Genomic DNA, 22711 nt, shown 5'->3' with positions numbered 1-22711 from the left:
CTCTCTCCGTCAAAATACGTTACTGTTTGCTCAGCAGCTTGGGCACTTAAGCCAAGTGGTTGGATCGAAAATACGTCTCGTGGGAAAATTTGGAACATAACGAAGGGGCTGATGATGAATTTACAGAAATATTTTGACGCTATCCTTTTTTGCGGGTAAGAACAAATGCAAATACGGCGATAACGCCCAATAAAATAAAAATATTTCCTTGCTCAATCATGCTTTCCCCCTAATAATTTTTTCATAATCTCGATGTGGTAACTCTCTTGAAAGTTGATAAACTCAAAAAAGCTGGAGAGTTTTTCATCGCGGATGGATGAGGAGAGTTTACGGCACTCCTCTTTTGCATTTTCCTCTTCAACTATCCCATCACGGAGAAATTTTTCCATATCTTCAAAGATATAGGTGCGCGGATGGAGTGCTCTTGGTAGAGCTAAAATCCCCATTTTTGCCATCATCTCCCCAAAGGATTTCAGATGAAAATGGGACTCATCGATTAAATCTTGAAAATAGATCACTTGAGCGGGTGTCGTAGCACGAATCTGCCGGTAAAAATAGATCATGATGAGCTCATACTCTTTATAGAGCTCTTCGAATAAGAAGAGGGTGAGAGCATTTGTTTCGCTTTCGCTTAACAGAGCATCCGGCCAATGGCGCTCGCGGTTGAATGCGGTGATTGGTGCATCTAAAGAGAGCTTTTCGAGATAACTGTGGAGGGTGCTGAGAATATAGTTCTCATCATGTTTCATCCGTTCGCATAGGGGAGAATCTCCATATAATAGATGGAGTGTTTTGATCTCATTTATAGCGGTATGAACCAATGAAAAAAAGGAATCGCTTTCAATGGAAAATTTCGGATCACGTTCGTAATCGTAAGCGATAGTATTTTCAAATAACGACTGTGCAAGCCATTTGAGATGGCGGAATTCGATTTTTGAAAATTCATACAAACGATTTTTGACCCACGGATCATTCACCGAAAACGACATAAACGTCATTCTCAGCCACAGCTGATGTTTTCGTCGAAAAAGAGTTTCATCCATCATTACTCATGCCTCACATTCCATGCCGATTTCAATCGCGTAAAGCTCTTCACTTGAGCCGTTTTCTTTTTGTTCTTGGTGTATCTGAGCCGCTTCAAAAGCGGTCAGAACCATCTGGGCACATGCTTGTTGTTTGACAGGTCCTAAAGCTACTTTTTCACGGAGTTTGTCGGCTGCACGAATGGCATATTCGATCGATTCACCCTGTATCATCTCGGTAAACATCGATCCCAAAACCACTGTATCGTGACATCCGTTGGTGGCATAGCCGACACGTTCGAGGAGATTGTTTTTTAGATCGATGTAAAAGATGACAAATTCACCGCTTTGTTCCGAGTGCCCGACGCCGACTCCGGTGGGATTTTCGAGCGGACCGTAATTACGAGGGTGCATGAGATGCTCGATGATCTCTTGATTTAAATTGTTTTCCATTTGATTATTATAACGCAGGTTTTTGTCATTCCATAGGTTCTGTTCGCCCTGAGCTTGTCGAGGGGTAAAAGTTCATGGATCGACAGGCTCACTACGAACGCTTTAATGCCGAACGTATGTTACAATCGCATTATGAAAACAATTACTCTAGAAACTCTCCGTTATTTACCTACCACTCGTGCCGAAATGGACGCACGCGGTTGGGAGGCTTGCGATGTTATCCTCATCTCCGGTGATGCGTATATCGATTCGCCCTTTATTGGGGTTGCCGTGGTGGGTCGGATATTGGAGCGCGAAGGGTATCGGGTCGGGATTATCGGACAGCCCGATATTACTACCGATGATATAACGCGATTGGGGGAACCGAGACTTTTTTGGGGGGTGAGCGGCGGGAGCGTCGATTCGATGGTCTCCAACTATACGGCGACCAAAAAATTTCGTAACAGCGATGATTACACCCCAGGAGGGGTCAATAACGCACGACCCGATCGTGCGACGCTCGTTTATACGAATCTGATCCGCAAACATTTCAAAAATACCGTTCCTATCGTCCTCGGCGGAATCGAGGCAAGTTTACGCCGTGTTACTCATTATGACTATTGGACGAACAAACTGCGCAAACCGATACTCTTTGATTCCAAAGCCGATTATCTGATCTACGGAATGGGGGAGGGGGCGATTATTGCTCTGCCGAAAGCGTTAGCCGCGGGTGAATCACCCCATAACATTCGAGGAGTATGTTATATCGCCAAAGAGCCGCGCGATGGGTATCTGACGCTACCCTCTCATGCCGAGTGTTTGGAAAACAAAGAGCGTTATATTGATCTGTTTGATCTCTTTTATGATAACAATGACCCCATCTCCGCCAAAGGACTGTGTCAAGAGGTGGACGGACGATACGCGATCCAAAACCCTCCCGCCGATTATTTGGACGAGGGAGAGATGGATGCAGTATCGGCACTCCCTTTTACCCGTGAATTACACCCCTACCATCGTCCCAAAGGGTCTGTGAAGTGTCTGGAGACGATCAAATTCTCCATCATGACCCATCAGGGGTGCTGGGGAGAGTGTAATTTTTGTGCCATCGGTGTCCATCAGGGGCGCACGATCCGTACCCGCAGTGAAAGCTCGATTTTAGCCGAAGCAACACAGTTCACCGAGTACAAAGATTTCAAAGGGATCATCAGCGACGTTGGAGGCCCGACTGCAAACATGTACGGCTATGAGTGCGCCAAAAAGCTCAAACACGGAACGTGCGATCATCAGCGGTGTGTGGATGACACTCACTTGTGTAAATCGATGAAGGTGGATCACACCCGTGTTATTAATCTCCTCCGTCGCTTGCGGGAAGTGAGGGGGATTAAAAAAGCGTTTGTCGCTTCGGGGGTACGCTACGATCTCATCAACGAGGATAAACGTCAGGGGTACGAGTATCTCAAAGAGATGGTGCGTCATCATATCTCAGGACAGATGAAAGTCGCCCCCGAACACACGTCTGAGCATGTTCTCCATCTGATGAACAAACCCGGCAAACAGACCCTCGTCGATTTTAAAAAGCTTTATGACAAGCTCAACCGTGAAGAGGGAAAAAAGCAGTTTCTAACCTACTATCTCATCGCCGCCCATCCAGGATGCACTGAAAAAGATATGCGCGATCTGAAACGCTTTACGAGCGATGAGCTAAAGATGAACCCTGAACAAGCACAGGTCTTTACTCCGACCCCCGGAACCTATTCGGCAGTGATGTACTACACCGAGATGGATCCGCAAACCCGTAAAAAAATCTTTGTCGAAAAAGATACCGCGCGTAAAGAGAAACAAAAACAGATCGTCGTCGCCAAAGACAATTTCAAAAGCGGGTTTGGGAGTTAAAACTTTTATCTTCTGTTTAACTTTGCCGATATATAATACATTGTATGTATAATATAAAGGTTTTCGATGATTAGTTACGGAGCAGAAAAAAATGAACTCCTAAAACAAAGCCGAGGAATCGGGTTTGAAGAGATCATTGCTGTAATCGAGAACGGAAAAGTTTTGGATGTATATGATCATCCCGATCAGCAAAACTATCTGGGGCAGAAAATCTATGTGGTAGAAGCTTTGGATTATGTCTATCTCGTTCCGTTTGTCCGAGATGAAAAAGGGGTATTTTTAAAAACGATTATCCCAAGCAGAAAAGCCAAAAAGATATATAAAGGAGAAAACAATGTTTGATGCAGAAGAGATGGCGATTTTAAATGCCCTTGAAAACGATACGTTAGTACGAAGTGTTGATGCGGATGAAGAGATTATGTTGGCTCGAAAAGTGGCAAAAGAGTATTTGTCAAAATCAAAAAATATTACGATTCGTCTAAGCCTCGGAGATGTAACAACGATCAAAAATAGAGCACAAGAGACTGGGATTCCCTATCAAACGATTATTTCATCGCTCATTCACCAATACGCTACGGGAAAAATTCGCCTCGAAGCGTAGATAGTAAACTTCTTGCATAATTAAATTTCCGTTCGCCCTGAGCCCACGTGCCCTATAGGGTATGTCGAAGGGTATATAGTTCATGGTTCGACAAGCTCACCACGAACGGAATAAAATAAGTGGAACAATTTTTGCGCTCTTACCTCTCTTTTAGCTTTCATTACCTACAATAACCACCTCAAACTCAATACTACGGAATCATTTTTGCGAATCGATAAATTTTTAAACGCCGTCAATTTGACCAAACGCCGTGCCGTTGCTCAGGATATGATCGGTGAGGGTGTTGTTTACATCAATGACAAAGCGGTTAAGCCTGCTAAAAACGTGGCAGTAGGGGACATCATCACCCTCGTCTATCTCGAAAAACAGATGCGCTACGAAGTCCTCGCTATCCCGACGATCAAATCGACCCCGAAATCCCAACAGCATCTCTACGTCAAGGAACTCTCATGAACGCTACCAAAGCGGATTTTCAAGCGCTCTTTGAACATAGACTGAACGATGAAGCGATGCGGGAGTTTTTACTTTCACATCCATTGAACGAAGCAATATCTTCAGAGATGATCGCAACCGCCGCTGAGGTGATGCGTACCCACTCGATCATCCTCGAAGTCCCAGCTGAGCTTAAACCTAAACTCATCGATGTCGTAGGGACCGGAGGAGATAAGAGCGGCAGTTTCAATGTCAGCTCCACCGTCGCCCTCGTCCTCGCCGCATCGGGTGCCTACGTTGCTAAACACGGGAACCGTTCCATCACCTCCAAATCGGGGAGTGCCGATGTGTTGGAGTATTTGGGGGTCAAACTTGATCTAACGCCACAGAAAAGCTCGATACTCCTCCAAGAGTGCGGATTCGCCTTTTTGTTTGCCCAATACCACCATCCGGCGATGAAATTTATTATGCCGATACGCCGCTCCATCCCTGAAAAAACGATATTTAATATCCTCGGACCTCTCACCAATCCGGCGGGGCTCTCTAAAATCCTTCTCGGGGTGTTTGATGAGGTTTTCGTTCCAAAAATGGCGGAAGCGGCACGTGAACTGGGGATGCAATCGGCGATTGTGGTGAGTTCGCGCGAAAAGATGGATGAGATCAGTATCAGCGACATCACCTATGCGGGACATCTGAAAAACGGTGCTATTGAGTATTTCGAGATTGATCCACAGATGTTGGGGATCAAAAAAGCGCCATTTGAAGCAATATTAGGTGGCGAAGCGGAGCAAAACGGAAAAATTCTCACCGACATTTTGCATAATCGATCGACTGAACCGCAACGGGATATGGTGCTCATCAATGCGGCGTACGCGCTCGTCGCAGAGGGGATGGCACGAGACGCACAAGAGGGGCTTGAGATCGCCCGTGATACATTGCTCAGCGGAAAAGCGGCTGATAAACTCAAGCAAATCGTGTCGGTTTCCTCAAAACTATGATGAAACTTACCCAAGGCGAATTGACACCGCTGTGCGATCAGATCATTCGAGAACTTCCGCAAGGAGGTGTGGTGATTTTACAGGGTGATTTGGCGAGCGGTAAAACGACGTTTACCCAAAGTTTTGCTCATTATCTCGCGTTGGAAGATGCGGTTACATCCCCCACTTTTTCCATGCAACAGGTATATGGAGGCCGTTTGTTTCATTATGACCTCTATAATTACGGGTTTGAGAAGTTTTTGAGTTTAGGGATGATGGAAGAGTTGGAGCGAGAAGGGTATCATCTGATCGAATGGGGAGATGAAACACTCATCGGATGGCTTAAGCGTGCCGGAATGGATACATTGATTTTAAAAATTACCAAATGCGACGAACAATCGCGATGTTATGAGGTGCAGCGTGCATAAGCTAAAAATTGAAAGTTTGGTCAAAACGATCAAAAATCACGAAATCGTTCGCGGTATCAGCATGGAGCTTCAAACGGGTGAAGTGGTCGGACTTTTGGGACCTAATGGTGCGGGGAAAACGACGACGTTTTATATGGTGTGCGGTTTGGTTGAAGCAACCGGCGGTAAGGTTTATATCGACGGAGAGGATGTTTCGCATCTACCACTCCATAGACGTTCCCGTATGGGAATCGGCTATCTGCCTCAGGAAGCGTCGATTTTTAAAGATTTGAGCGTCGAAGAGAATCTAATCATTGCTGCACAGGCGGGAGACCTTTCTAAAGAGATGGCGGAACAGCGGATAGAGGAGTTGTTGGAGATGTTTAACATCGAACCGATCCGCAACCGTCGGGGAATTAACCTCTCTGGGGGAGAACGCCGTCGCGCTGAAATCGCGCGGGCTTTGGTCAATAAGCCCCGTTTTTTGCTCCTCGATGAGCCGTTTGCTGGGGTCGATCCGATCGCGGTTATGGATATCCAAAGCGTTATTTCACAGCTCGTCGAGTACGGGATCGGCGTGTTGATTACCGATCATAACGTTCGTGAAACGTTGGCGGTATGCGATCGTGCGTACGTTATTAAAAGCGGTGAATTGCTCGCAAGCGGAACGAGTGAAGAGATCGCTAATAATCCGGATGTACGTCAGCACTATCTTGGTGAATCGTTCAAGTTCTAATCACGTATGCTGCGGGTCAAAACAAACGTCGAGCTCAAAAATAAGCTCTCCAATACACTGCGCAACTGGTTGCCGATTTTGCAATCGAGCCTCAGTGATTTGGGTGAAGCAATGGCTCCGTTTGTTGAAGGAAACCCGCTTATTGAAGTCAAATCGGGATATGAAGAGTCTTTTGAGTCCCGAATCCCGAAAAAAATCCAATTCGGCTATGTCCAAAACTCACACAGCGAAGCGATTGAAGCACTCACGGTTCAGCAAAAAGGGCTCTTTGAAATCCTCGAAGAGCAGATTGATGGTTCGCTATTTCCTACGCCGCTGTCTCAGCGTATCGCCCGCCATGTCATAGAAAACCTCGATGAGGGGGGGTATTATGAGGGAGATATGGAGTCTTTTTGTGCGAAAGAGGGGATTGATAGTGAGCAGTTCGAAAAGATTCGACTCCGTTTTATCCATGTTGAACCGGTCGGTATCGGTGCACGGGATGTCAGTGAATCGTTTTTGTTTCAACTCGAATCCTCGTCGATCAGCGATGCGGGATATACCCTTGCCCGTGAGATGATTAAGCATTTAGATGAGTTGGGACGGTATCGAAAAGAGAACGCGTTTGAGGAAGCGATAAAAGTGATCGGCAGTTTCAAAAATCCTCCTGCGATCGATTTTATGGAAGACTCGCAGCAGGTCATTCCTGATTTGATGATTTATACCGATCCGGATGAGGGGATTGAAGTACGGCTGAATGATCAGTATTATCCTGGGGTATCGATTGATACGGCGTACGGTGTCGATCATCCCTATGTGCGCGAAAAACTCAAGGAGGCAAAAAGTCTTGTCGATGCCTTGGAGATGCGAAAAGCAACCCTCTATAAGGTGGGGCTGATGATCGTTGAATATCAGTACGATTTCTTTACAGGGGGAGCTATTAAACCGCTAACCCTCAAAACACTCGCCGATGAGTTCGGACACAATCCATCGACGATATCACGGGCGATTGCGAACAAATACATCGCGTGTGATCGGGGCATTTTTCCGATGAAAGATTTCTTTACCACCGCGATTGATGAAGATGTCTCCAATGCCGCGATCAAAGATTATGTGGCGGAACTGATCAAAAACGAGTCGCATAAAAAACCGCTCAGTGATATGAAACTGCTCGAACTCATCCAAGATAAATTCAACATTACGATGGTACGCCGCACCATCGCCAAGTATCGAAAACAGCTTAACATCGCTGGATCGAGCGAACGTAAAGCACTCTATCTTTTAGGGCGATAGTGCAATCGATTGAATCGTATCTCAATGCCGAAGTCAACGCACGCAATTCGGCCGATGAACTCTGCTTGGATCGACCCGATCCGTTGATGGTTGCCAGAGAGAGCATGGATCAGCATCATGCTCTCACATGTGCTTTGTTCGCGTATGGGAGCGCGAAAGCGATTGTTGCTTTTCTCTCGTCGTTGGAAGTCGATTTAAGTGATGTAGATGAATCAACGCTGCGTCAACGCGTCGAGGGGAAATACTACCGTTTTCAAAATTCTGAAGATATTATCCAGTGGTTTAGGACGCTGCGGATGCTCAAACAAACAGGGGGAGCGGAGACGGCCTTTATGCGTGGGTATTCTAATGGGTTTCTAGAGGGGATTAATTCTCTTATAACTACACTGTATGACATTAACCCCTACCGTTCCAAAGGGTATGAGTTTTTGATCGGGAAGCCGATTGCCTCTGTCGCCAAAGCCTCGGCAATGAAACGGTGGATGATGTATTTGCGATGGATGGTGCGCCGCAACGAACTCGATATGGGGCTATGGAGAGGCGTTAGCCAAAGCGATTTGATTATGCCGCTTGATACCCATACGTTCAACGTTTCACGCCGTTTAGGGCTTCTTGAACGAAGTATATGCGATATGCGCGCTGCAATAGAGCTGACCGAAGCTCTGAAACAATTCGACCCGTACGATCCTCTAAAGTACGATTTTGCCCTCTATCGAATCGGGCAGGAGAAGCTTTTGGGTTAATATCCAAGTTGTGGTACAATCACACTCATCAATTTAGAAATATAAGAAGTTTTCGGTTTAATGAAAAAAATTTTAATCGTCAGTGACGGAGCGATCGGTCAGCACTTTATCGAACGTGTTATCGGTACCTATACCACTGAAAATCTTTATTATGTTGTCCAAACAAGCGATAAATCTTTTCAAGGGTATAATCCTGCACGGTATAAATTTTTTCAATTTGATCCTACCAGCTTTTATAAAATTGCCAATTTATTGAAAATGGATTTTTGGCAAGTCGTTTTGGTGATGGAAAATCAAAGCGATTTAGAACATACCATTAAAAATATCCGTACCTACAAACCTACATTACGAATTATCGCCCTCGATTTATGGAATACGGTAAGTCCGAGTGATGATATTGAGTGGGTCAATATCCAAGAGCTTGTTGCTGCGAATATGATCGACTATCTTCCGAATATCCCCGTTTTAGCGAAAAATATCGGACTTGGATCGGGCGAAATTATGGAGGTTATTGTTCCGTTCGGAAGCTCTTTTGTCTATCGCCATATCGGTTCGATTGAGCAGAAAAACTGGAAAATAGCGGCGATTTATCGTAACCGTTCGCTTATTATTCCTAGTGATAATAAGATGATTCAGCCCAATGATACGCTCGTTTTGGTGGGTGATCCTGCTGTTTTGCGTTCCATCTATCGGGCAATCAAACGGGAACTCGGACAATTTCCGGCACCGTTCGGGTCAAAAATTTATCTCTATATCGATATGCATATCGAAAAAGCTTCGACGATTATGGCTTTGGTACGGCGGAGTATTTTTATCCAAAAGAAACTTCGCCAGCCTTTGATCATCAAAGTCATTAATCCCGGAGATATTGATGTCTTGAGGATGATCAAAGCCTCAGTAACTCCGAATGTAACGATTGATATTGATTACTCGGCATATCCGGAGGATTCTATTATCCTCAATGATATTAAGGAGTATCATATCGGGTTGTTTTTGGTACCTCATCGAGCGTTTGGGATCAAATCGCTTCGAAAAAAACTTTATGCGGGTAATGTACCGGTATTGAAGCTCGCCGAACGTTCGTTCTCCTCTTTGAAAGAGAGTGTCGTTGTTTTAAGCGAAGAGGGGCATATTGAAAATATTTCAACCACGATCTTTGACGTCTCTTCGCAGTTTGGTTTTAATCTTGAACTGATCGATTATACCAATGAGGAGGGGACTCATAAACAGGAAGTTATTGCCCATTTTAATAACCTTTCGGCCATTTTTTCCAAATCGATTCGTGTTATCACCGAAGAGTCTAATCCGATTCGGCAATTATGCGAACGGGAAAATTTTCTCCATGTTTTGCCGTTTACGCCGAAAATGTTTGTCAACCCTTTCCGTGCCTTTTTTTCCACCGATCCCGAAGTGCTTTATCGTAAACTCGGACGTTACCACCAACTCTTTATCCCTACGCAAATTTAACCCCCTGACAAGAGGGTTTTAAGCCGTCTTTTAGTACTATATTTCCAATACCGTAGTAACTTTATTTATCAGGTTTTTCCATGACAGTATCTATCAATCTTAAACGTGTTGTTGATGATTCGTATCCCATCCATATCGGAGCGTTAGGCGAGATAAAATTCGAGGGAAAAGTAGTTGTATTGACCAATCCCAAAGTAGCGGGATTCCATTTGCAAACACTTCTTTCAAAATTGAGCGCCAAAGAGGTGTTTATCGTTACGATTCCCGATGGTGAACAATACAAAACGCTTGAAACGATCGAGTTTATTTTAGAGCGTATGTTTGATCACCGTTTAAACCGTAAATCATTGCTCGTCGCTTTCGGTGGCGGTGTGATCGGTGATATGGGAGGATTTGCCGCAAGCCTCTATAACCGAGGGATCGATTTCATCCAAATCCCGACAACCCTTCTTTCGCAGGTCGATGCGAGCGTCGGCGGAAAAACGGGGGTTAATAACCGTTTCGGGAAAAATCTCATCGGTGCATTTCATCAGCCCCGCGCCGTCTATATCGATCCGAGCTTTTTGAGTACGCTCCCTTCCCGCGAATTCGGGGCGGGGGTCGCCGAGATCGTCAAAATGGCGGTGACGTTTAACGAACCGTTTTTCGAATGGCTTGAACTGCACGATTTGCGAGAAGAAGCAAATTTGCAACACGCGATTCAAATGGCGGTAGAGACCAAAGCCCGTGTTGTCGAAGAGGATGAAAAAGAGCAAGGACTTCGTGCCGCCCTCAACTACGGACACACGTTCGCTCATGTGATCGAGAATGAGACCAAGTATGAGACCTATCTGCACGGTGAGAGTGTGGCTATCGGTATGGTGATGGCAAATACTCTTGCCTGTGAGATAGGCTTAATGTCCGATGAACAAGCCCAGAGAGTCAAAGCCCTTTTGGCCCGTTATGATTTGCCGCTCACGTATCCAATCGCCGATGTCGAGAAGTTTTATCAAGCTTTTTTTCTGGATAAAAAAAGTGCCGACAGTGCTATCACATTTATCCTCCCGCGCGGAATCGGCGGTGTAGAAATTACCGATAGTATCGATGCGACTACGGTCAAAAAAATCTTATCCCTGTTTCAAGGATGCGGCGCGTGAGAGGTTGGCGTTTTCTATTAGCACTTTTCTTTTGTACGACATTAGCGCTTCATGCGGCGAAAAATGAAGATCAGCCTATGGCAGCAGAGGTGCCACAGCTTTCAAAAGAGATTGAAATTCAAAACGCTAAAAACGAGTTGAGTAAAATCCAAAAAGAGCTCTCCAAAGGGAATAGCATTTGGCTTAAAAGCTACAACTCCTATATGGCGTATCAAGAGGCACGAAAAAGTCTTCGAGAGATCAATTATCGAATTGAACAACTGCAAAACCGCAGTACTACAGTAGAACGTAAACTTGAAATCGAAGCGCTTCAAGCTAAGCAAAAAGTGTTGACCGAGCAGATTGATCTACTCAAAGCACAGGGAGCTTCCCCGTTTGTCTCTTTGTTAAAACCCGATGAAGCGGGGACTCTTCCGACCATTACAAATCCATTTGAGATTGTTACGGGGCTTTCGTACGTCAAACGGATTAACAATCAATACCGCGACTATATTTTGCGAGAAGAGGAACTTCAAGAGCTTATCAAGCTTTTGGAACGTCAAGTCGTATTGTACAAAGAGATCGCTCGTCTCGATGAAAAAGCTGATTATGAGGTAGAACTTGAAGCGACGCTCCTTCAAGTCGAAAAGTTCAAGCTCGCCCTTGAAACGCTTGTCTCCACCGCCGATGTGTATGAAAAACGGATTGAGTCGACTGAAGCAAAAATCAACAAAGAGATCAAAGACCAGATTTACAAACTGTTGAATATCACGATGATAATCGGTTTTTTGTTTGTGATCGCTTTTTTATTCAAACGGGTCATCAAGCGTTACATTACCGATAATGAGCGCTTTTATACGGCCAATAAAATTGTTACCTTTGTAAATGTCACCCTTATCATTTTAATCTTGATGTTCAGCTATATTGATAATGTCGGTTATTTGGCGACGGTACTCGGATTTGCGTCTGCCGGTTTGGCGATTGCGATGCGTGACTGGTTTATGTCGTTGTTAGGGTGGTTGGTCATTGTCGTCGGAGGATCGATTCATGTCGGGGATCGTGTCCGTTTTGTGAAAGACGGGATGATTTATCTGGGGGATGTATTGGATGTCTCGATGCAGCGTATTACGCTTATGGAGGATGTCACCTATACGACACTTCAAACCAATCGCAGAGCAGGGCGGATTATTTTTGTTCCGAACAACTATATTTTCACCTCTATGATCGCTAATTATACTCATGGTTCTCTCAAGACGGTGTGGGATGGGATCGATATTACCATCACCTTTGATTCGGATCACAAAAAAGCGACACATATTGTCAAAGAGATTTGCCGCAAATATTCCAAAGGCTATACTGATATCACCCGTAAGCAGATCAATAAACTGCGTGATCGTTACAGCCTTAAAAATAGCAATGTCGAACCGCGTGTTTTCACCTTTATCGAACCGAACGGGATGAAAATCAGCGCATGGTATTTGACCAATGCCTATGCGACGTTGACATTACGCAGTACGATTTCGGGGGACATTGTTGATGCATTCAATGCAGAGCATGATATTACGATCGCCTATCCGACGCAAATGATTTATACAGGAGCTATTCCTCCAAAACAGATGCCAACAGGAGAAGAAAATGCCTGAAGTGTGTAGATTTTTGGGAATTATTATAACATTTCGTTTAAGGAGCAGAAAATGATAACGGTCAAAGAGGCAAAATATATCAATGATTTTAAACTGCAACTTTTGTTTGAAATTAGTGATTTTGAAACCAATAAAAAAGAGTCTGTTTTAAAAGAGGCAGATTTGAAAGAGTATGTGATGTCAAAAAAGGATACGGGTATATTTGCTCCCCTCAAAGATGTCGAATTTTTCAAACATTTTAAACTGAATGCAAATACAATAGAGTGGGAAAACGGTGCAGATATTGCACCGGAGAGAATGTATGAGATTGCGGTATAAATGAAACCAAAAGTCTATTTTAAAACCTTTGGTTGTCGCACCAACCTCTTTGATTCACAAGTTATGATGAGTGCCCTAAGCGATTATGAGGTGACCGAGGATGAGAGCCAAGCGGATATCGTTATCGTCAACTCCTGTACGGTAACCAACGGTGCGGATGTAAGCGTTCGTGGGTATATCAATCAAATGGACAAACAGGGTAAAAAACTTTTTCTGACGGGATGCGGCGCCCATACTAAAGGGGAGTCTCTTTTCGGAGCTGGGAAAATCCAAGGTGTTTTCGGCCCTTCGGAGAAGATGAAAATCAATACGCTCCTCTCTCGTGAGAGCCGTTTTTATGAGATCGGTGATCTCAACTATATCGACGATGCGATAGTGGACGAATTTGTTGGAAAATCGCGTGCATTTATTAAGATCCAAGAGGGGTGCAACTTCCGATGCAGCTACTGCATTATCCCCTTCGTGCGTGGTGATGCGCGAAGCATGGATGAAGCGAAAATACTCGAACAGGTGCAGCGTCTCGCCTCCAACGGATTTGGGGAATTTGTCCTTACGGGGACGAATGTCGGCAGCTACGGGCAGGGGGAGGGACGAAATATCGCTGAACTGATGAAAAAAATGTCGCTCATCCGCGGGGTTCGCCGTATTCGGGTGGGATCGCTCGAACCGATCCAAATCAACGAATCGTTTCGGGAGATTTTGGATGAGTCGTGGTTGGAACGCCATCTTCATATCGCGATTCAGCACAGCAGTGATGAGATGCTCCGACTCATGAACCGCAGAAATCGCCATAAAAGTGATGTGGAATTATTCGGGATGTTGAGTGAAAAAGGGTTCGCTTTGGGGACCGATTTTATCGTTGGGCATCCGGGAGAGAGTGAGGCTTTATGGAGTGAGGCGATGGAGAACATCCGAAATCTTCATTTGACCCATATTCACCCCTTTACCTACTCCAAGCGTGACGGAACGCCGAGTGCGACAATGAAGCCCGAGGTAAACGGAGCGGTATCGGCACAGCGGATGAGTGAGCTGAATGGGATTATCGATAGCAACAATCGCCGGTTTCGAGAAAAGATGCAAAATATCCCGTTAGAGGTATTGGTAGAGTCTTTTGATGGAGAGTACTACACGGGATACGATCAGTTTTTCAACAAGATAATCATTCGCTCAAACGAAGATATTACGGGTGAGTGGATCACACTTGAACATTATGGGGTATACGATGAATATAACATGGCCAAATTTTAACCGCAATCAACTCATTTTGACCCTCTCCGGAGGGATCATCCTCTTGTTATTACTGTTCGCTTTGTTGCGTGACAGCGGCAGCACGGTGACCCTTGAGGAGGCGACCAAACTCATCGAGAACAATCAGATCGAAAAGACATTTATTGACGGCGGATATACCTATTTTGCTACCAAAGACAAGGGAGTGGTCAAGATTGCCTCCTCTCAGCTTCCTCCGGAGCTCATGGCACATCTCATTATCGAACCCAAAAGCGGTAACGGATGGCTTTGGTTCTTTTTCTTTTTTGCTATGATCGGCGGTGCAGGGTTCTGGGCATGGAAAAGCCGCCTCGGCTTTGAGGACGATGCGCCGATTGAAACTCCTGTTGTTGTTAAAGCCGCCACAGAGCCGGAAACCCCCGTTTCGAATGTTGCAGCCGTCAAATCAACCGTTCGTTTCAGTGATATCGGAGGAATCGGAGATGTCAAAGAGGAACTCGAAGAGATCATCGACTTTTTACGCAATCCGAAGCGGTACTATCGTTTCGGTGCCCGTATGCCGCGTGGTGTATTGCTTGTAGGCCCTCCAGGAGTCGGTAAAACGATGATTGCCAAAGCGGTTGCTGCCGAAGCGGATGTACCGTTTTTTTACCAAAGCGGTGCCTCATTTGTTCAGATTTATGTCGGTATGGGGGCGAAGCGGGTGAGTGAGCTCTTCTCTGCCGCCAAGAAAAATGCCCCTGCTATCATTTTTATCGACGAGATCGATGCCGTCGGGAAAAAGCGTGAAGGTGGGCGCAATGATGAACGTGAAGGTACTCTTAATCAGCTCCTCACTGAAATGGACGGATTTGAAGAGACGAGCGGGATCGTCGTGATCGCCGCAACCAACAATATCGATGTAATGGATTCGGCACTTTTGCGCGCGGGACGATTTGACCGTCGTATTTTCGTCGAACTTCCGACTGCCAGTGAGCGTGAAGCGATTTTGCAAAAATATCTTCGTCAAATTCCCCATGATCTCTCCATCGGCGAGATTGCAAAAATGACGGTCGGATTCAACGGCGCATCTTTAGCGGCATTAGTGAACGAAGCGGCGTTGCTCTGTATGCGTCAAAATGAGATTCAGGTCAAATTGGAACACTTCTTGGCGGTCAAAGACAAAGTGATGTTCGGGAAAAAGAAAATCGCGATGCTCAGTGACGAACAGCGCCGTTATCAGGTACGCTATCAGGCGGGGAAAGTGTTTGCCGCGACATGGTTTGATTTGCCTTATGAGAAGATTACTCTCACCAATGACGCGATCACCCCTCCAACAGCCGAGCCGCAGTTGCGCCATGAGATAGAAGCCCATATACGGGTTCATTTGGCAGGGATCGCCTCGTCGCATCTTCGTTTCGGAGAACACGCCAGCAATGCTTCCCATGATCTGGGAATCGCCAAAGAGTTGGTTCATGCGATGGTGTATGAGTACGGGATGGGGAGCAGTGTTCTCCCCTTTGCTGAAGATGAAGCGGTGATCATGGATCGTCTTTATACTGAGATGAGTATGCTTTTGGAGCGAAATGAGAAAATCCTCGCTAAATTTGAGACGATCTTGAACGAATACGAACACATTTCAAAAGCCCTCGCAAAAGCGACAATGAATGAGATTTTATAGCGGATTTGCTCTGAGCGGCGATCAACATTTTTTTGATCCCTATCTCAAACATAGCGATTACACGGTGGCGGGATTTAGCTACGGTGCGATCAAGGCAGCGCAATATGTTGTCGAGGTACATGAGCGGATCGATACCCTTCAACTTTTTTCTCCCGCTTTTTTTCAGACGAAAAAAGAGTCGTTTCGCCGTCTGCAAATGGGAGGATACATCAAAGATACCGAACGCTATTTGGACAATTTTCTCACCAGCTGTTTTGCCCCATCGCCCGTGGCTTCCGTTACCTTCGGGAACAACGATGCCGAGTCCCTCCAAGAACTTCTCTATTTTGAGTGGACAGACGAACTGATGGAGTCTATTCGCTCCAAAGGGACACGTATCGAGGTGTATCTGGGATTGGAAGATCAGGTGATCGATGTCGAGGGGGCGCGGGAATTTTTTCTCCCCTATGCGACCGTTATTTCTATCCGAAAAGGAAACCATTTTTTACAGGAGTCATTATGAGTAGAATCAAAATCGGTGTTATCACCGCATCAGACCGTGCAAGTGCGGGAATTTATGAGGATATTTCGGGAGTTGCGATCCAAGAGACGATGCGCGATTATTTGAAATCCGAGCATGAGATTGTGTACCGCTGTATCCCCGATAATCAAGATACGATCGAAGAGACGATGGTGGAGCTGTGTGATCGTGAGGGGTGTTGTTTGGTGGTGACAACAGGGGGGACGGGTCCCGCAAAGCGTGACGTAACCCCTGAGGCGACGGAGAATGTCTGTGAGAAGATGATGCCGGGGTTCGGTGAGCTGATGCGTCAGGTGAGTCTCAAATACGTTCCGACGGCAATTTTGTCACGTCAGACGGCGGGAATTCGCGGTAAAAGTCTTATCATCAACCTTCCAGGGAAACCCAAATCGATCCGTGAGTGTTTGGACGCCGTATTTCCTGCCGTTCCGTACTGTATCGATCTCATCGAGGGACCGTATTTGGAATGTAACGAAGAGGTTATCAAGGCATTTCGACCGAAGCAATAAGTGATGAGTTTTTTTCGCGTAGAAGCTCACTTTATCGATTCAGCGAGTAGATTATCCATATGTTCAAACAGCTCTTCGCTGGCATTTTCCATCACTGTAAAGTTTTCGATTACCGCTTGTTTGTTTTCTCTAACGTGATCTCCGTCTTTGATAAACTCTAGATTTTTATGGACACTGTCGTGAATGATAGCGTGAGGCTTATCGAGCTTCGGATAGCTTGGTAGATGGGAAAAATGGCTTTTCCCGATACCGCTCTCATACCATTTACCCAGACGACAGTTGTGGTGATCGACGAAGGTCGATGTAGTATGACCGTGAAAAATAGCACTAAACGCATTGGATTTAAAAATGATATGGTCGATTTTTGCCAGAGTGATAAACGTCAAACCTTCTATAGTAGAAGCCGCTTTTGAGGTTTCAACCGCGTCCGTATTGAACTCATACAATACGTCTCTAAAACTTTCGATCGCATCACTGGATTCATGAGCGATAGCACTCATACTTTCGGCATTCGTTTGGATTTCACCGGCATCTTGCTGAAGAGATTGGATCGCGATACCGATCTCGCCAGTCGCTTTTTGGGTACGTTCGGCGAGTTTGCGTACTTCATCGGCAACGACGGCGAATCCACGACCATGTTCCCCTGCGCGCGCCGCTTCGATCGCGGCATTGAGGGCGAGAAGGTTGGTTTGATCGGCGATGTCTTTGATGAGACTGAGGACGATGTTGATCTCTTGGGTTTTTTCGTTGAGGGTATTGATTGATTCGGTTGAGACTTGGACCAATTCGAGTAATGAAGAGAGTTTCGTCGTAATCATTTCGAGTTCAGAAACCGTTTTCGATGAATTATCGGCTGTTTTATGGCTTATTTGAACGATATTACTGAGTCTGCTGATACTGTCCCCCAAATCTTTTTGAATAATATTTAATCCTCCGGCAACCCCTTTTCCAATCGTTGAGAGGGTATTATTAATCTCGATACGCTCAATAAAATGGTAACTCTCCTCCATCGCGTCGATCCCTTTGTTGACCAGTGCCCCGTTGTAGTTGTAAATCCCTGAGAGTGAGCTGTTCAAGATGCGGCGATAGTATTTTTTTTCGCTTGCTTTTTCGACACCCGCTTTGACTTCACGCATAAAAATCTCGATTTGATCGAGGAGATCGTTGACGCTCCACGATAGGTCATACATTTCACCATGGTCTTTGATATGGATGATTCGTGATTCTAAAGCCCCCTCTTCAGCATCTTTAATGACCGAAGCAACATGCGCTACACTCTCGCGAGCCCAACGGATGTTGACAAACACGACCCATGCTAACGCGAAATTGAGTAATCCTAGTAATAATAAAAAATTAAAGCCGTAAAACACTACTTCCATGGTCAATAAAACTGCGAATAACCCCAAAGATGCCATGTTGGCGTATTGCGCTTTAGAGAGCGAAGATAAATTCGTCATACGTCTGTCCTGTTTGAGAAAGTTTGGTTGCGAGAAGTTTTTCCGAAGCTGCTACACCGCCGCTACGCTCAGCATTTAAGAGCGATTGATAGAGTGGTAGTATCACATTCATCGCTTTAGAAGTAGGTTTTCGTCGTGCCGAGTGGTATCCTATGATTTGACCGCTGTGATTGAAAGATGGTGTAACATGGGCATATACCCAGTAGTAATCACCGTTTTTTGTTTTGTTCTTGACATAAGCGAATATTTCATCTCCTCGTCTAATGTATTCCCATAAATATTTATAAATGAGTTTCGGCATTTCAGGATGCCTTAAAATATTATGAGGCGCACCCAAAAGTTCCTCTTCATCATACCCTGAAATCGAGATAAATAGGGAATTTCCATAAGTAATTTTCCCCTGCAAATCGGTTTTGGAGACGATGAATTTTTTCTCTGGAAAAGTGATTTCATTGTTAGCCATTTTTTCTCCTAAGTGATAGATGTGAGAACCTCTTGGAAATCTCCAAATCCACCCTCTAGTTTAAGGTTTTTGGAAGTTTGAAAAAAGCTCGTTAAAGCCGAATTTCCTGATGTTTTAGGTAAAATTTATTTACGACAAAAAACAAACGTAGCACACAAACAACTCTATGATAAAAAGTATACCCTTCACTTTGAAAAATGTGGCTTAAAGTTATCAATTTACGCTTTAATTTGACTTGCGCATTTGTCAATGCCGATAGAGCTTTGAGGGTACAATCATGGGTTATAAAAGAAGTCTAATAAATTTTTTTGCATAGTATAGGATAAAAAATTATGAAGAGGTAAAACTGTTTTTAATATAGCTTTGAAGTGCTTCAAAATCGAGTGGTTTTGAATAATAATATCCCTGTATCTCATCGCAATATTTATCTTTAAAAAACTCCAACTGCTCACGTGTTTCAACGCCCTCAACGGTGATTTTAAGTCCAAAGGTACTCGCAAGTGCCATAATAGCGGTTGCAATTGCGATACTCTCTTTTGAGTAGGGCAATTCATCAACAAAACTTTTATCGATTTTGAGTCTTGTAACGGGGAGTTTTTGGAGGTAACTCATAGAGGAGTAACCCGTTCCAAAATCATCAATAGCAAGATCGATCCCTAAATCTCTGAACTTTCTTAAGCTCTCTATCGCTTCTTGTGCGTTGGCGGCTATATAGCTTTCGGTAATTTCTAGCTCCAACTCGCTACTTTGGATACCACTTGCACGAATCGCTTCAAGAACAGTTGTGTGGATATCGCTATAAAGAAGCTGAACAGAGGAGAGATTGACGCTCATCTGCTCGAGTTTGCATCCACATTTTTTGAGATCCATAAAATCTGTGCATGCCCTGTTTAGCACCCATTTTCCAATATCTATAATCATATGCGTATCTTCGGCAATTTTTATAAACTGATCAGGACGCACAAATCCAAGTGTTTTGCTTTTCCATCGTATCAAGGCTTCTACGGCGACAATCTTGCCGGTCTTGATAGAGGTTTTTGGTTGGTAAAGAAGCGTAAACTCCTCTGGATTTTTGATGGCATATCGTAAAGCTTCGATAATGTCTAATCGCTCTTTAGTTTTTTGCAAAAGCTCAGCACTATAAAAACTAGCTTGATTCCCCCCTTTTGCTTTAGAGGCATACATTGCCAAATCCGCATTTTTTATGAGCGTATCATCATCCTCTCCATGCTCTGGATAAAGGGCAACTCCAATACTCACAGTCGCATGGATCTCAAAATCATTACATGTAAAGGCCTCTTCAAACAGTTTTAAAAGTGCGCTGGCTTGCTCTTCAACACTAAGGGTATCTTTACAATCTTCAATAAACAGCTCAAACTCATCGCCGCCCATTCTTGCTATGATCCCTTTATTTCCAAGAAAAGAGGAGACTCTTTTAGCAACTTCCACCAAAAGCATATCTCCGACTTTGTGACTTAAGGTGTCATTGACCTGCTTAAATCCATCAAGATCAAACAAAAGCATAGCGATTTGCGTATTATTTTTTTTGGCTTGAAGCAGTGCGGCACTGAAGTATCTCTTAAAAGCTCTTCTGTTGTAAAGGTTGGTAAGATCATCGTGGTCCGATAAAAACTTTAACTCATTTTTTGCTTCTAGGAGCTTAGTTTCTCTTGTGTTGACTGCTTCTTGAAGAGTTTGTATACTCCAAGATATCTCTTCAAACTCATCACCGGTTGAAATAATCTCTACATGAGAATAATCACCATTCCCAATACGCACAATATTTTGCATCAACTGAGCAAGCGGTCTACTCAGTACCCTTTCAAAAAGCAGATACAAAAAGCCCAATGTAAAAAAGAGAATCACAAAAAGATAAATCATCATATCTTCTCTATTTTCCTTTAATGCTTTATTGAGACTTGATTTATCAAGCGAGATCACAATCCCTAGATTTGCATTTTTTGCGCTTACATGTAAGAGGGTAAAATAATCCGACTTGGACTCAAATATCTCACTTTTATTTTTTGTGTCTATTGAGGAGATATCTTTTGTAAAATAGCAATGAATATCAAAATTTTTAGCAACATTTGTGAGATATTGGTTGTCAATTTTATTGGACATCTCAATATGTGCCAAGGTTACATTGCCATCAAAAATAGATTTGTGAGCGACGACATAAAGGGCGTTATCTTCTAAAAAGTGACGAGTGATTGGAATAGAAGTAACCAGCTCTGGCTGGGTGTAGTAGCTGAGATGTTTGAGTGAAATATATCTTACTTTGTTTGAAAGTGGAGTTTTTGCATAACTCTCTTGGGACTCAGTTTTTGAGTATAAAACCATCTTGTTATTTTCATAAGAGATGAAATTGAGCCTGTACCCTTTTGCCTCTTTGTTCACAAATACAGTTAAAACACCATCTTTGTCATAAAGAGCGATGGCGTTATTAAAGGAGATTTTTACTTGTTTGAGGAGCATTTGCGCTAAATTTTTCTTCTCTTCATCAAGTAAAATACTGTTGTAGTTGTGCGTATCTTGGTATGTGTTTATCAAAGAGATAGATGCAAGGAACATCGCATCATTATCAAGCAGATTGAGTCCGTCTTTTAAAGAGGACTCATTTGTTTTAAAATCTAAATTTATCTTCTCTTTTACATCTTGAAGATGGACAGAAGCATCCGCAATCGCTTTTGCTTTTAAAAATCTATCAAAATAAACCCCAAGCAACCCCGCACTCACAATAATAGAGAGAACAACAATAAAAGAGATTTTTGTTTTAAGTTTATACTTCATCCTCAAAATATCGGCTCCACTTGCATAACATTTTCTTTAGAGATAAGTTTGACGGGGATAACGATATGTTTTGGAACCTCTTCTTTGGCAAATATCTTTTGAGCTATCTCTACTGCCTTGGTGCCACCAAGAGGAAAAAGAACTGACGCAGTTTGTGAACCATTTTTTATAGCCTCTCGTGCTTCGCTTGTGTAATCACACCCAACCATAATGAGCTTAGAGGGATCACTTTTTTGTTTGTAAAACACACTCCTCACACCACTGAGCATGCTATCGCTCTCAGAAAAAATCGCATCGACATGTACGCCCTTTTCAAAGAGTTTTTCCGTCTCTATTATGGCATCTTTTCGCAGATAATTTCCCGTTCTTTTGATTACTTTTATCCCCTTGTGTTTTGCCATCTCATCCAAAAAACCCTTGCTTCTAAGCTGAGTAACATCTGCCGTTTGCAAGCCCTCAAAAAGTAAAACAGTTCCCGAATTGTTTAGTTTTTTTGCGATAAAAGAGGCTCCAAGTGCGCCTATTTTTAGATTGTCTGAATTGATAAATGTGGTGTACTCTTTAGAGTTGATACCCCTATCTAAAATAATCACAGCAATTCCACTATGATACGCTTTGCTCACCACAGGTACAACAGCCGAGGCATCATTGGTACCTACAATAATAAGATCAACTTTTTGTTTAATGAAATTCTCGATTTGATAGATAAGTAAAGCAGTGTTACCTTTGGCATCAGAGCTTATGAATCGTAAATTTTTATTTTTTAAGGCTTGGCTTTGCGCCTCAAGCACTTGCGCTTTTCGAAAATCATTTGCCATATTATCTTGAGCAAAAGCGATAGTTTTGATCTCATCTGCCTCAACTATCACACCAAAAAAAGAGAATAAGAGAAGAAAAATAGCTCTGTACAAATAATAACTCCAAGCAAAAAAGGGGTTTGAATCGTGTAAAAGATTATATCACAACATTAAATTGTTTAATAAAGAATCAGAGCGAAAGGTTCCCCCGTTCAGGAGGAAAATTATAC

General features: G+C 43.8%; 23 protein-coding genes. 17 read left to right on the top strand and 6 right to left on the bottom strand.

Annotation, left to right across the window (positions count from 1 at the left end; translation table 11 throughout):
• Positions 1 to 212: 212 nt before the first annotated feature.
• Together JHC35_RS03615 and JHC35_RS03610 are read right to left on the bottom strand one after the other, a co-directional pair.
• Positions 213 to 1046 (bottom strand): iron-binding protein, encoded by an 834-nt coding sequence (locus JHC35_RS03615; protein WP_295042080.1) that lies wholly within the window; start codon positions 1044 to 1046, stop codon positions 213 to 215.
• Between the two features lie 3 nt (positions 1047 to 1049).
• A complete protein-coding gene (locus JHC35_RS03610) occupies positions 1050 to 1475 on the bottom strand; it encodes an iron-sulfur cluster assembly scaffold protein (RefSeq protein WP_295042078.1) in 426 nt (141 codons plus the stop codon).
• A gap of 132 nt (positions 1476 to 1607) precedes the next feature.
• Between JHC35_RS03610 and JHC35_RS03605 the strand changes: the two genes are divergently transcribed.
• The 17 genes from JHC35_RS03605 to mog all read left to right on the top strand — a co-directional run bounded on the left by JHC35_RS03605 (position 1608) and on the right by mog (position 16974).
• On the top strand, positions 1608 to 3347 hold the full coding sequence (locus tag JHC35_RS03605; protein ID WP_295042076.1) for a YgiQ family radical SAM protein: 1740 nt from the start codon (positions 1608 to 1610) through the stop codon (positions 3345 to 3347).
• A gap of 66 nt (positions 3348 to 3413) precedes the next feature.
• On the top strand, positions 3414 to 3689 hold the full coding sequence (locus JHC35_RS03600; protein WP_295042074.1) for a DUF4258 domain-containing protein: 276 nt from the start codon (positions 3414 to 3416) through the stop codon (positions 3687 to 3689).
• Positions 3682 to 3948 carry a hypothetical protein gene (locus JHC35_RS03595; RefSeq protein WP_295042072.1) on the top strand — a complete coding sequence of 89 codons (267 nt, stop codon included), beginning with the start codon at positions 3682 to 3684 and terminating at the stop codon, positions 3946 to 3948. Before JHC35_RS03600 ends, JHC35_RS03595 begins: the two co-directional genes overlap by 8 nt.
• Before the next feature lie 204 nt (positions 3949 to 4152).
• Positions 4153 to 4401, top strand: a complete 249-nt coding sequence (locus tag JHC35_RS03590) for an RNA-binding S4 domain-containing protein (protein WP_295042070.1) — start codon at positions 4153 to 4155, stop codon at positions 4399 to 4401.
• Complete coding sequence (gene trpD, locus JHC35_RS03585) at positions 4398 to 5378, top strand: anthranilate phosphoribosyltransferase (RefSeq protein WP_295042069.1); 981 nt, start codon at positions 4398 to 4400, stop codon at positions 5376 to 5378. Before JHC35_RS03590 ends, trpD begins: the two co-directional genes overlap by 4 nt.
• A complete protein-coding gene (gene tsaE, locus JHC35_RS03580; protein ID WP_295042068.1) occupies positions 5378 to 5785 on the top strand; it encodes a tRNA (adenosine(37)-N6)-threonylcarbamoyltransferase complex ATPase subunit type 1 TsaE in 408 nt (135 codons plus the stop codon). The genes trpD and tsaE overlap by 1 nt, the downstream gene beginning before the upstream one ends.
• On the top strand, positions 5778 to 6500 hold the full coding sequence (gene lptB, locus JHC35_RS03575) for an LPS export ABC transporter ATP-binding protein (protein WP_295042066.1): 723 nt from the start codon (positions 5778 to 5780) through the stop codon (positions 6498 to 6500). The genes tsaE and lptB overlap by 8 nt, the downstream gene beginning before the upstream one ends.
• A gap of 6 nt (positions 6501 to 6506) precedes the next feature.
• Entirely contained in the window at positions 6507 to 7772 is a 1266-nt protein-coding gene (locus JHC35_RS03570) for an RNA polymerase factor sigma-54 (protein WP_295042063.1), read from the top strand.
• Complete coding sequence (locus JHC35_RS03565) at positions 7772 to 8515, top strand: TIGR02757 family protein (protein ID WP_295042062.1); 744 nt, start codon at positions 7772 to 7774, stop codon at positions 8513 to 8515. Before JHC35_RS03570 ends, JHC35_RS03565 begins: the two co-directional genes overlap by 1 nt.
• A gap of 60 nt (positions 8516 to 8575) precedes the next feature.
• A complete protein-coding gene (locus tag JHC35_RS03560; protein WP_295042060.1) occupies positions 8576 to 9982 on the top strand; it encodes a TrkA C-terminal domain-containing protein in 1407 nt (468 codons plus the stop codon).
• Between the two features lie 80 nt (positions 9983 to 10062).
• Positions 10063 to 11118: a 3-dehydroquinate synthase gene (gene aroB, locus JHC35_RS03555; RefSeq protein ID WP_295042058.1), complete on the top strand. Its 1056-nt coding sequence runs from the start codon at positions 10063 to 10065 to the stop codon at positions 11116 to 11118.
• The gene (locus JHC35_RS03550) at positions 11115 to 12740 is read left to right on the top strand and encodes a mechanosensitive ion channel domain-containing protein (RefSeq protein ID WP_295042056.1); all 1626 of its coding nucleotides are present in this window, start codon (positions 11115 to 11117) and stop codon (positions 12738 to 12740) included. The genes aroB and JHC35_RS03550 overlap by 4 nt, the downstream gene beginning before the upstream one ends.
• A 51-nt stretch (positions 12741 to 12791) precedes the next feature.
• The gene (locus JHC35_RS03545) at positions 12792 to 13058 is read left to right on the top strand and encodes a DUF2442 domain-containing protein (RefSeq protein ID WP_295042054.1); all 267 of its coding nucleotides are present in this window, start codon (positions 12792 to 12794) and stop codon (positions 13056 to 13058) included.
• A complete protein-coding gene (gene mtaB, locus JHC35_RS03540; protein WP_295042053.1) occupies positions 13059 to 14306 on the top strand; it encodes a tRNA (N(6)-L-threonylcarbamoyladenosine(37)-C(2))-methylthiotransferase MtaB in 1248 nt (415 codons plus the stop codon).
• Positions 14281 to 15945, top strand: coding sequence for an AAA family ATPase (locus JHC35_RS03535; RefSeq protein ID WP_295042051.1), 1665 nt, complete (start codon positions 14281 to 14283; stop codon positions 15943 to 15945). Before mtaB ends, JHC35_RS03535 begins: the two co-directional genes overlap by 26 nt.
• Positions 15932 to 16447, top strand: coding sequence for a pimelyl-ACP methyl ester esterase BioV (gene bioV, locus JHC35_RS03530; protein ID WP_295042049.1), 516 nt, complete (start codon positions 15932 to 15934; stop codon positions 16445 to 16447). Before JHC35_RS03535 ends, bioV begins: the two co-directional genes overlap by 14 nt.
• On the top strand, positions 16444 to 16974 hold the full coding sequence (mog, locus tag JHC35_RS03525) for a molybdopterin adenylyltransferase (RefSeq protein ID WP_295042047.1): 531 nt from the start codon (positions 16444 to 16446) through the stop codon (positions 16972 to 16974). Before bioV ends, mog begins: the two co-directional genes overlap by 4 nt.
• Positions 16975 to 17000: 26 nt before the next feature.
• Here the strand turns inward: mog and JHC35_RS03520 are convergent, their stop codons facing one another.
• The 4 genes from JHC35_RS03520 to JHC35_RS03505 all read right to left on the bottom strand — a co-directional run bounded on the left by JHC35_RS03520 (position 17001) and on the right by JHC35_RS03505 (position 22595).
• On the bottom strand, positions 17001 to 18431 hold the full coding sequence (locus JHC35_RS03520) for a methyl-accepting chemotaxis protein (RefSeq protein ID WP_295042045.1): 1431 nt from the start codon (positions 18429 to 18431) through the stop codon (positions 17001 to 17003).
• Positions 18406 to 18894 carry a PAS domain-containing protein gene (locus JHC35_RS03515; RefSeq protein ID WP_295042043.1) on the bottom strand — a complete coding sequence of 163 codons (489 nt, stop codon included), beginning with the start codon at positions 18892 to 18894 and terminating at the stop codon, positions 18406 to 18408. The genes JHC35_RS03520 and JHC35_RS03515 overlap by 26 nt, the downstream gene beginning before the upstream one ends.
• A 330-nt stretch (positions 18895 to 19224) precedes the next feature.
• A complete protein-coding gene (locus JHC35_RS03510) occupies positions 19225 to 21618 on the bottom strand; it encodes an EAL domain-containing protein (protein ID WP_295042041.1) in 2394 nt (797 codons plus the stop codon).
• A gap of 68 nt (positions 21619 to 21686) precedes the next feature.
• A complete protein-coding gene (locus JHC35_RS03505; RefSeq protein ID WP_295042039.1) occupies positions 21687 to 22595 on the bottom strand; it encodes a substrate-binding domain-containing protein in 909 nt (302 codons plus the stop codon).
• Positions 22596 to 22711: the final 116 nt, after the last annotated feature.

It is taken from the genome of Sulfuricurvum sp. (assembly GCF_022759005.1).
Taxonomy (GTDB): domain Bacteria; phylum Campylobacterota; class Campylobacteria; order Campylobacterales; family Sulfurimonadaceae; genus Sulfuricurvum.
This window is presented reverse-complemented; position numbering and strand designations above follow the sequence as displayed.

Bases quoted from the DNA above. Each gene is read 5' to 3' on its own strand.
- JHC35_RS03615 (WP_295042080.1), bottom strand. From the start codon at position 1,046: ATGATGGATGAAACTCTTTTTCGACGAAAACATCAGCTGTGGCTGAGA.
- JHC35_RS03610 (WP_295042078.1), bottom strand. From the start codon at position 1,475: ATGGAAAACAATTTAAATCAAGAGATCATCGAGCATCTCATGCACCCT.
- JHC35_RS03605 (WP_295042076.1), top strand. From the start codon at position 1,608: ATGAAAACAATTACTCTAGAAACTCTCCGTTATTTACCTACCACTCGT.
- JHC35_RS03600 (WP_295042074.1), top strand. From the start codon at position 3,414: ATGATTAGTTACGGAGCAGAAAAAAATGAACTCCTAAAACAAAGCCGA.
- JHC35_RS03595 (WP_295042072.1), top strand. From the start codon at position 3,682: ATGTTTGATGCAGAAGAGATGGCGATTTTAAATGCCCTTGAAAACGAT.
- trpD (WP_295042069.1), top strand. From the start codon at position 4,398: ATGAACGCTACCAAAGCGGATTTTCAAGCGCTCTTTGAACATAGACTG.
- tsaE (WP_295042068.1), top strand. From the start codon at position 5,378: ATGAAACTTACCCAAGGCGAATTGACACCGCTGTGCGATCAGATCATT.
- JHC35_RS03570 (WP_295042063.1), top strand. From the start codon at position 6,507: ATGCTGCGGGTCAAAACAAACGTCGAGCTCAAAAATAAGCTCTCCAAT.
- JHC35_RS03560 (WP_295042060.1), top strand. From the start codon at position 8,576: ATGAAAAAAATTTTAATCGTCAGTGACGGAGCGATCGGTCAGCACTTT.
- aroB (WP_295042058.1), top strand. From the start codon at position 10,063: ATGACAGTATCTATCAATCTTAAACGTGTTGTTGATGATTCGTATCCC.
- JHC35_RS03545 (WP_295042054.1), top strand. From the start codon at position 12,792: ATGATAACGGTCAAAGAGGCAAAATATATCAATGATTTTAAACTGCAA.
- mtaB (WP_295042053.1), top strand. From the start codon at position 13,059: ATGAAACCAAAAGTCTATTTTAAAACCTTTGGTTGTCGCACCAACCTC.
- JHC35_RS03535 (WP_295042051.1), top strand. From the start codon at position 14,281: ATGAATATAACATGGCCAAATTTTAACCGCAATCAACTCATTTTGACC.
- bioV (WP_295042049.1), top strand. From the start codon at position 15,932: ATGAGATTTTATAGCGGATTTGCTCTGAGCGGCGATCAACATTTTTTT.
- mog (WP_295042047.1), top strand. From the start codon at position 16,444: ATGAGTAGAATCAAAATCGGTGTTATCACCGCATCAGACCGTGCAAGT.
- JHC35_RS03520 (WP_295042045.1), bottom strand. From the start codon at position 18,431: ATGACGAATTTATCTTCGCTCTCTAAAGCGCAATACGCCAACATGGCA.
- JHC35_RS03515 (WP_295042043.1), bottom strand. From the start codon at position 18,894: ATGGCTAACAATGAAATCACTTTTCCAGAGAAAAAATTCATCGTCTCC.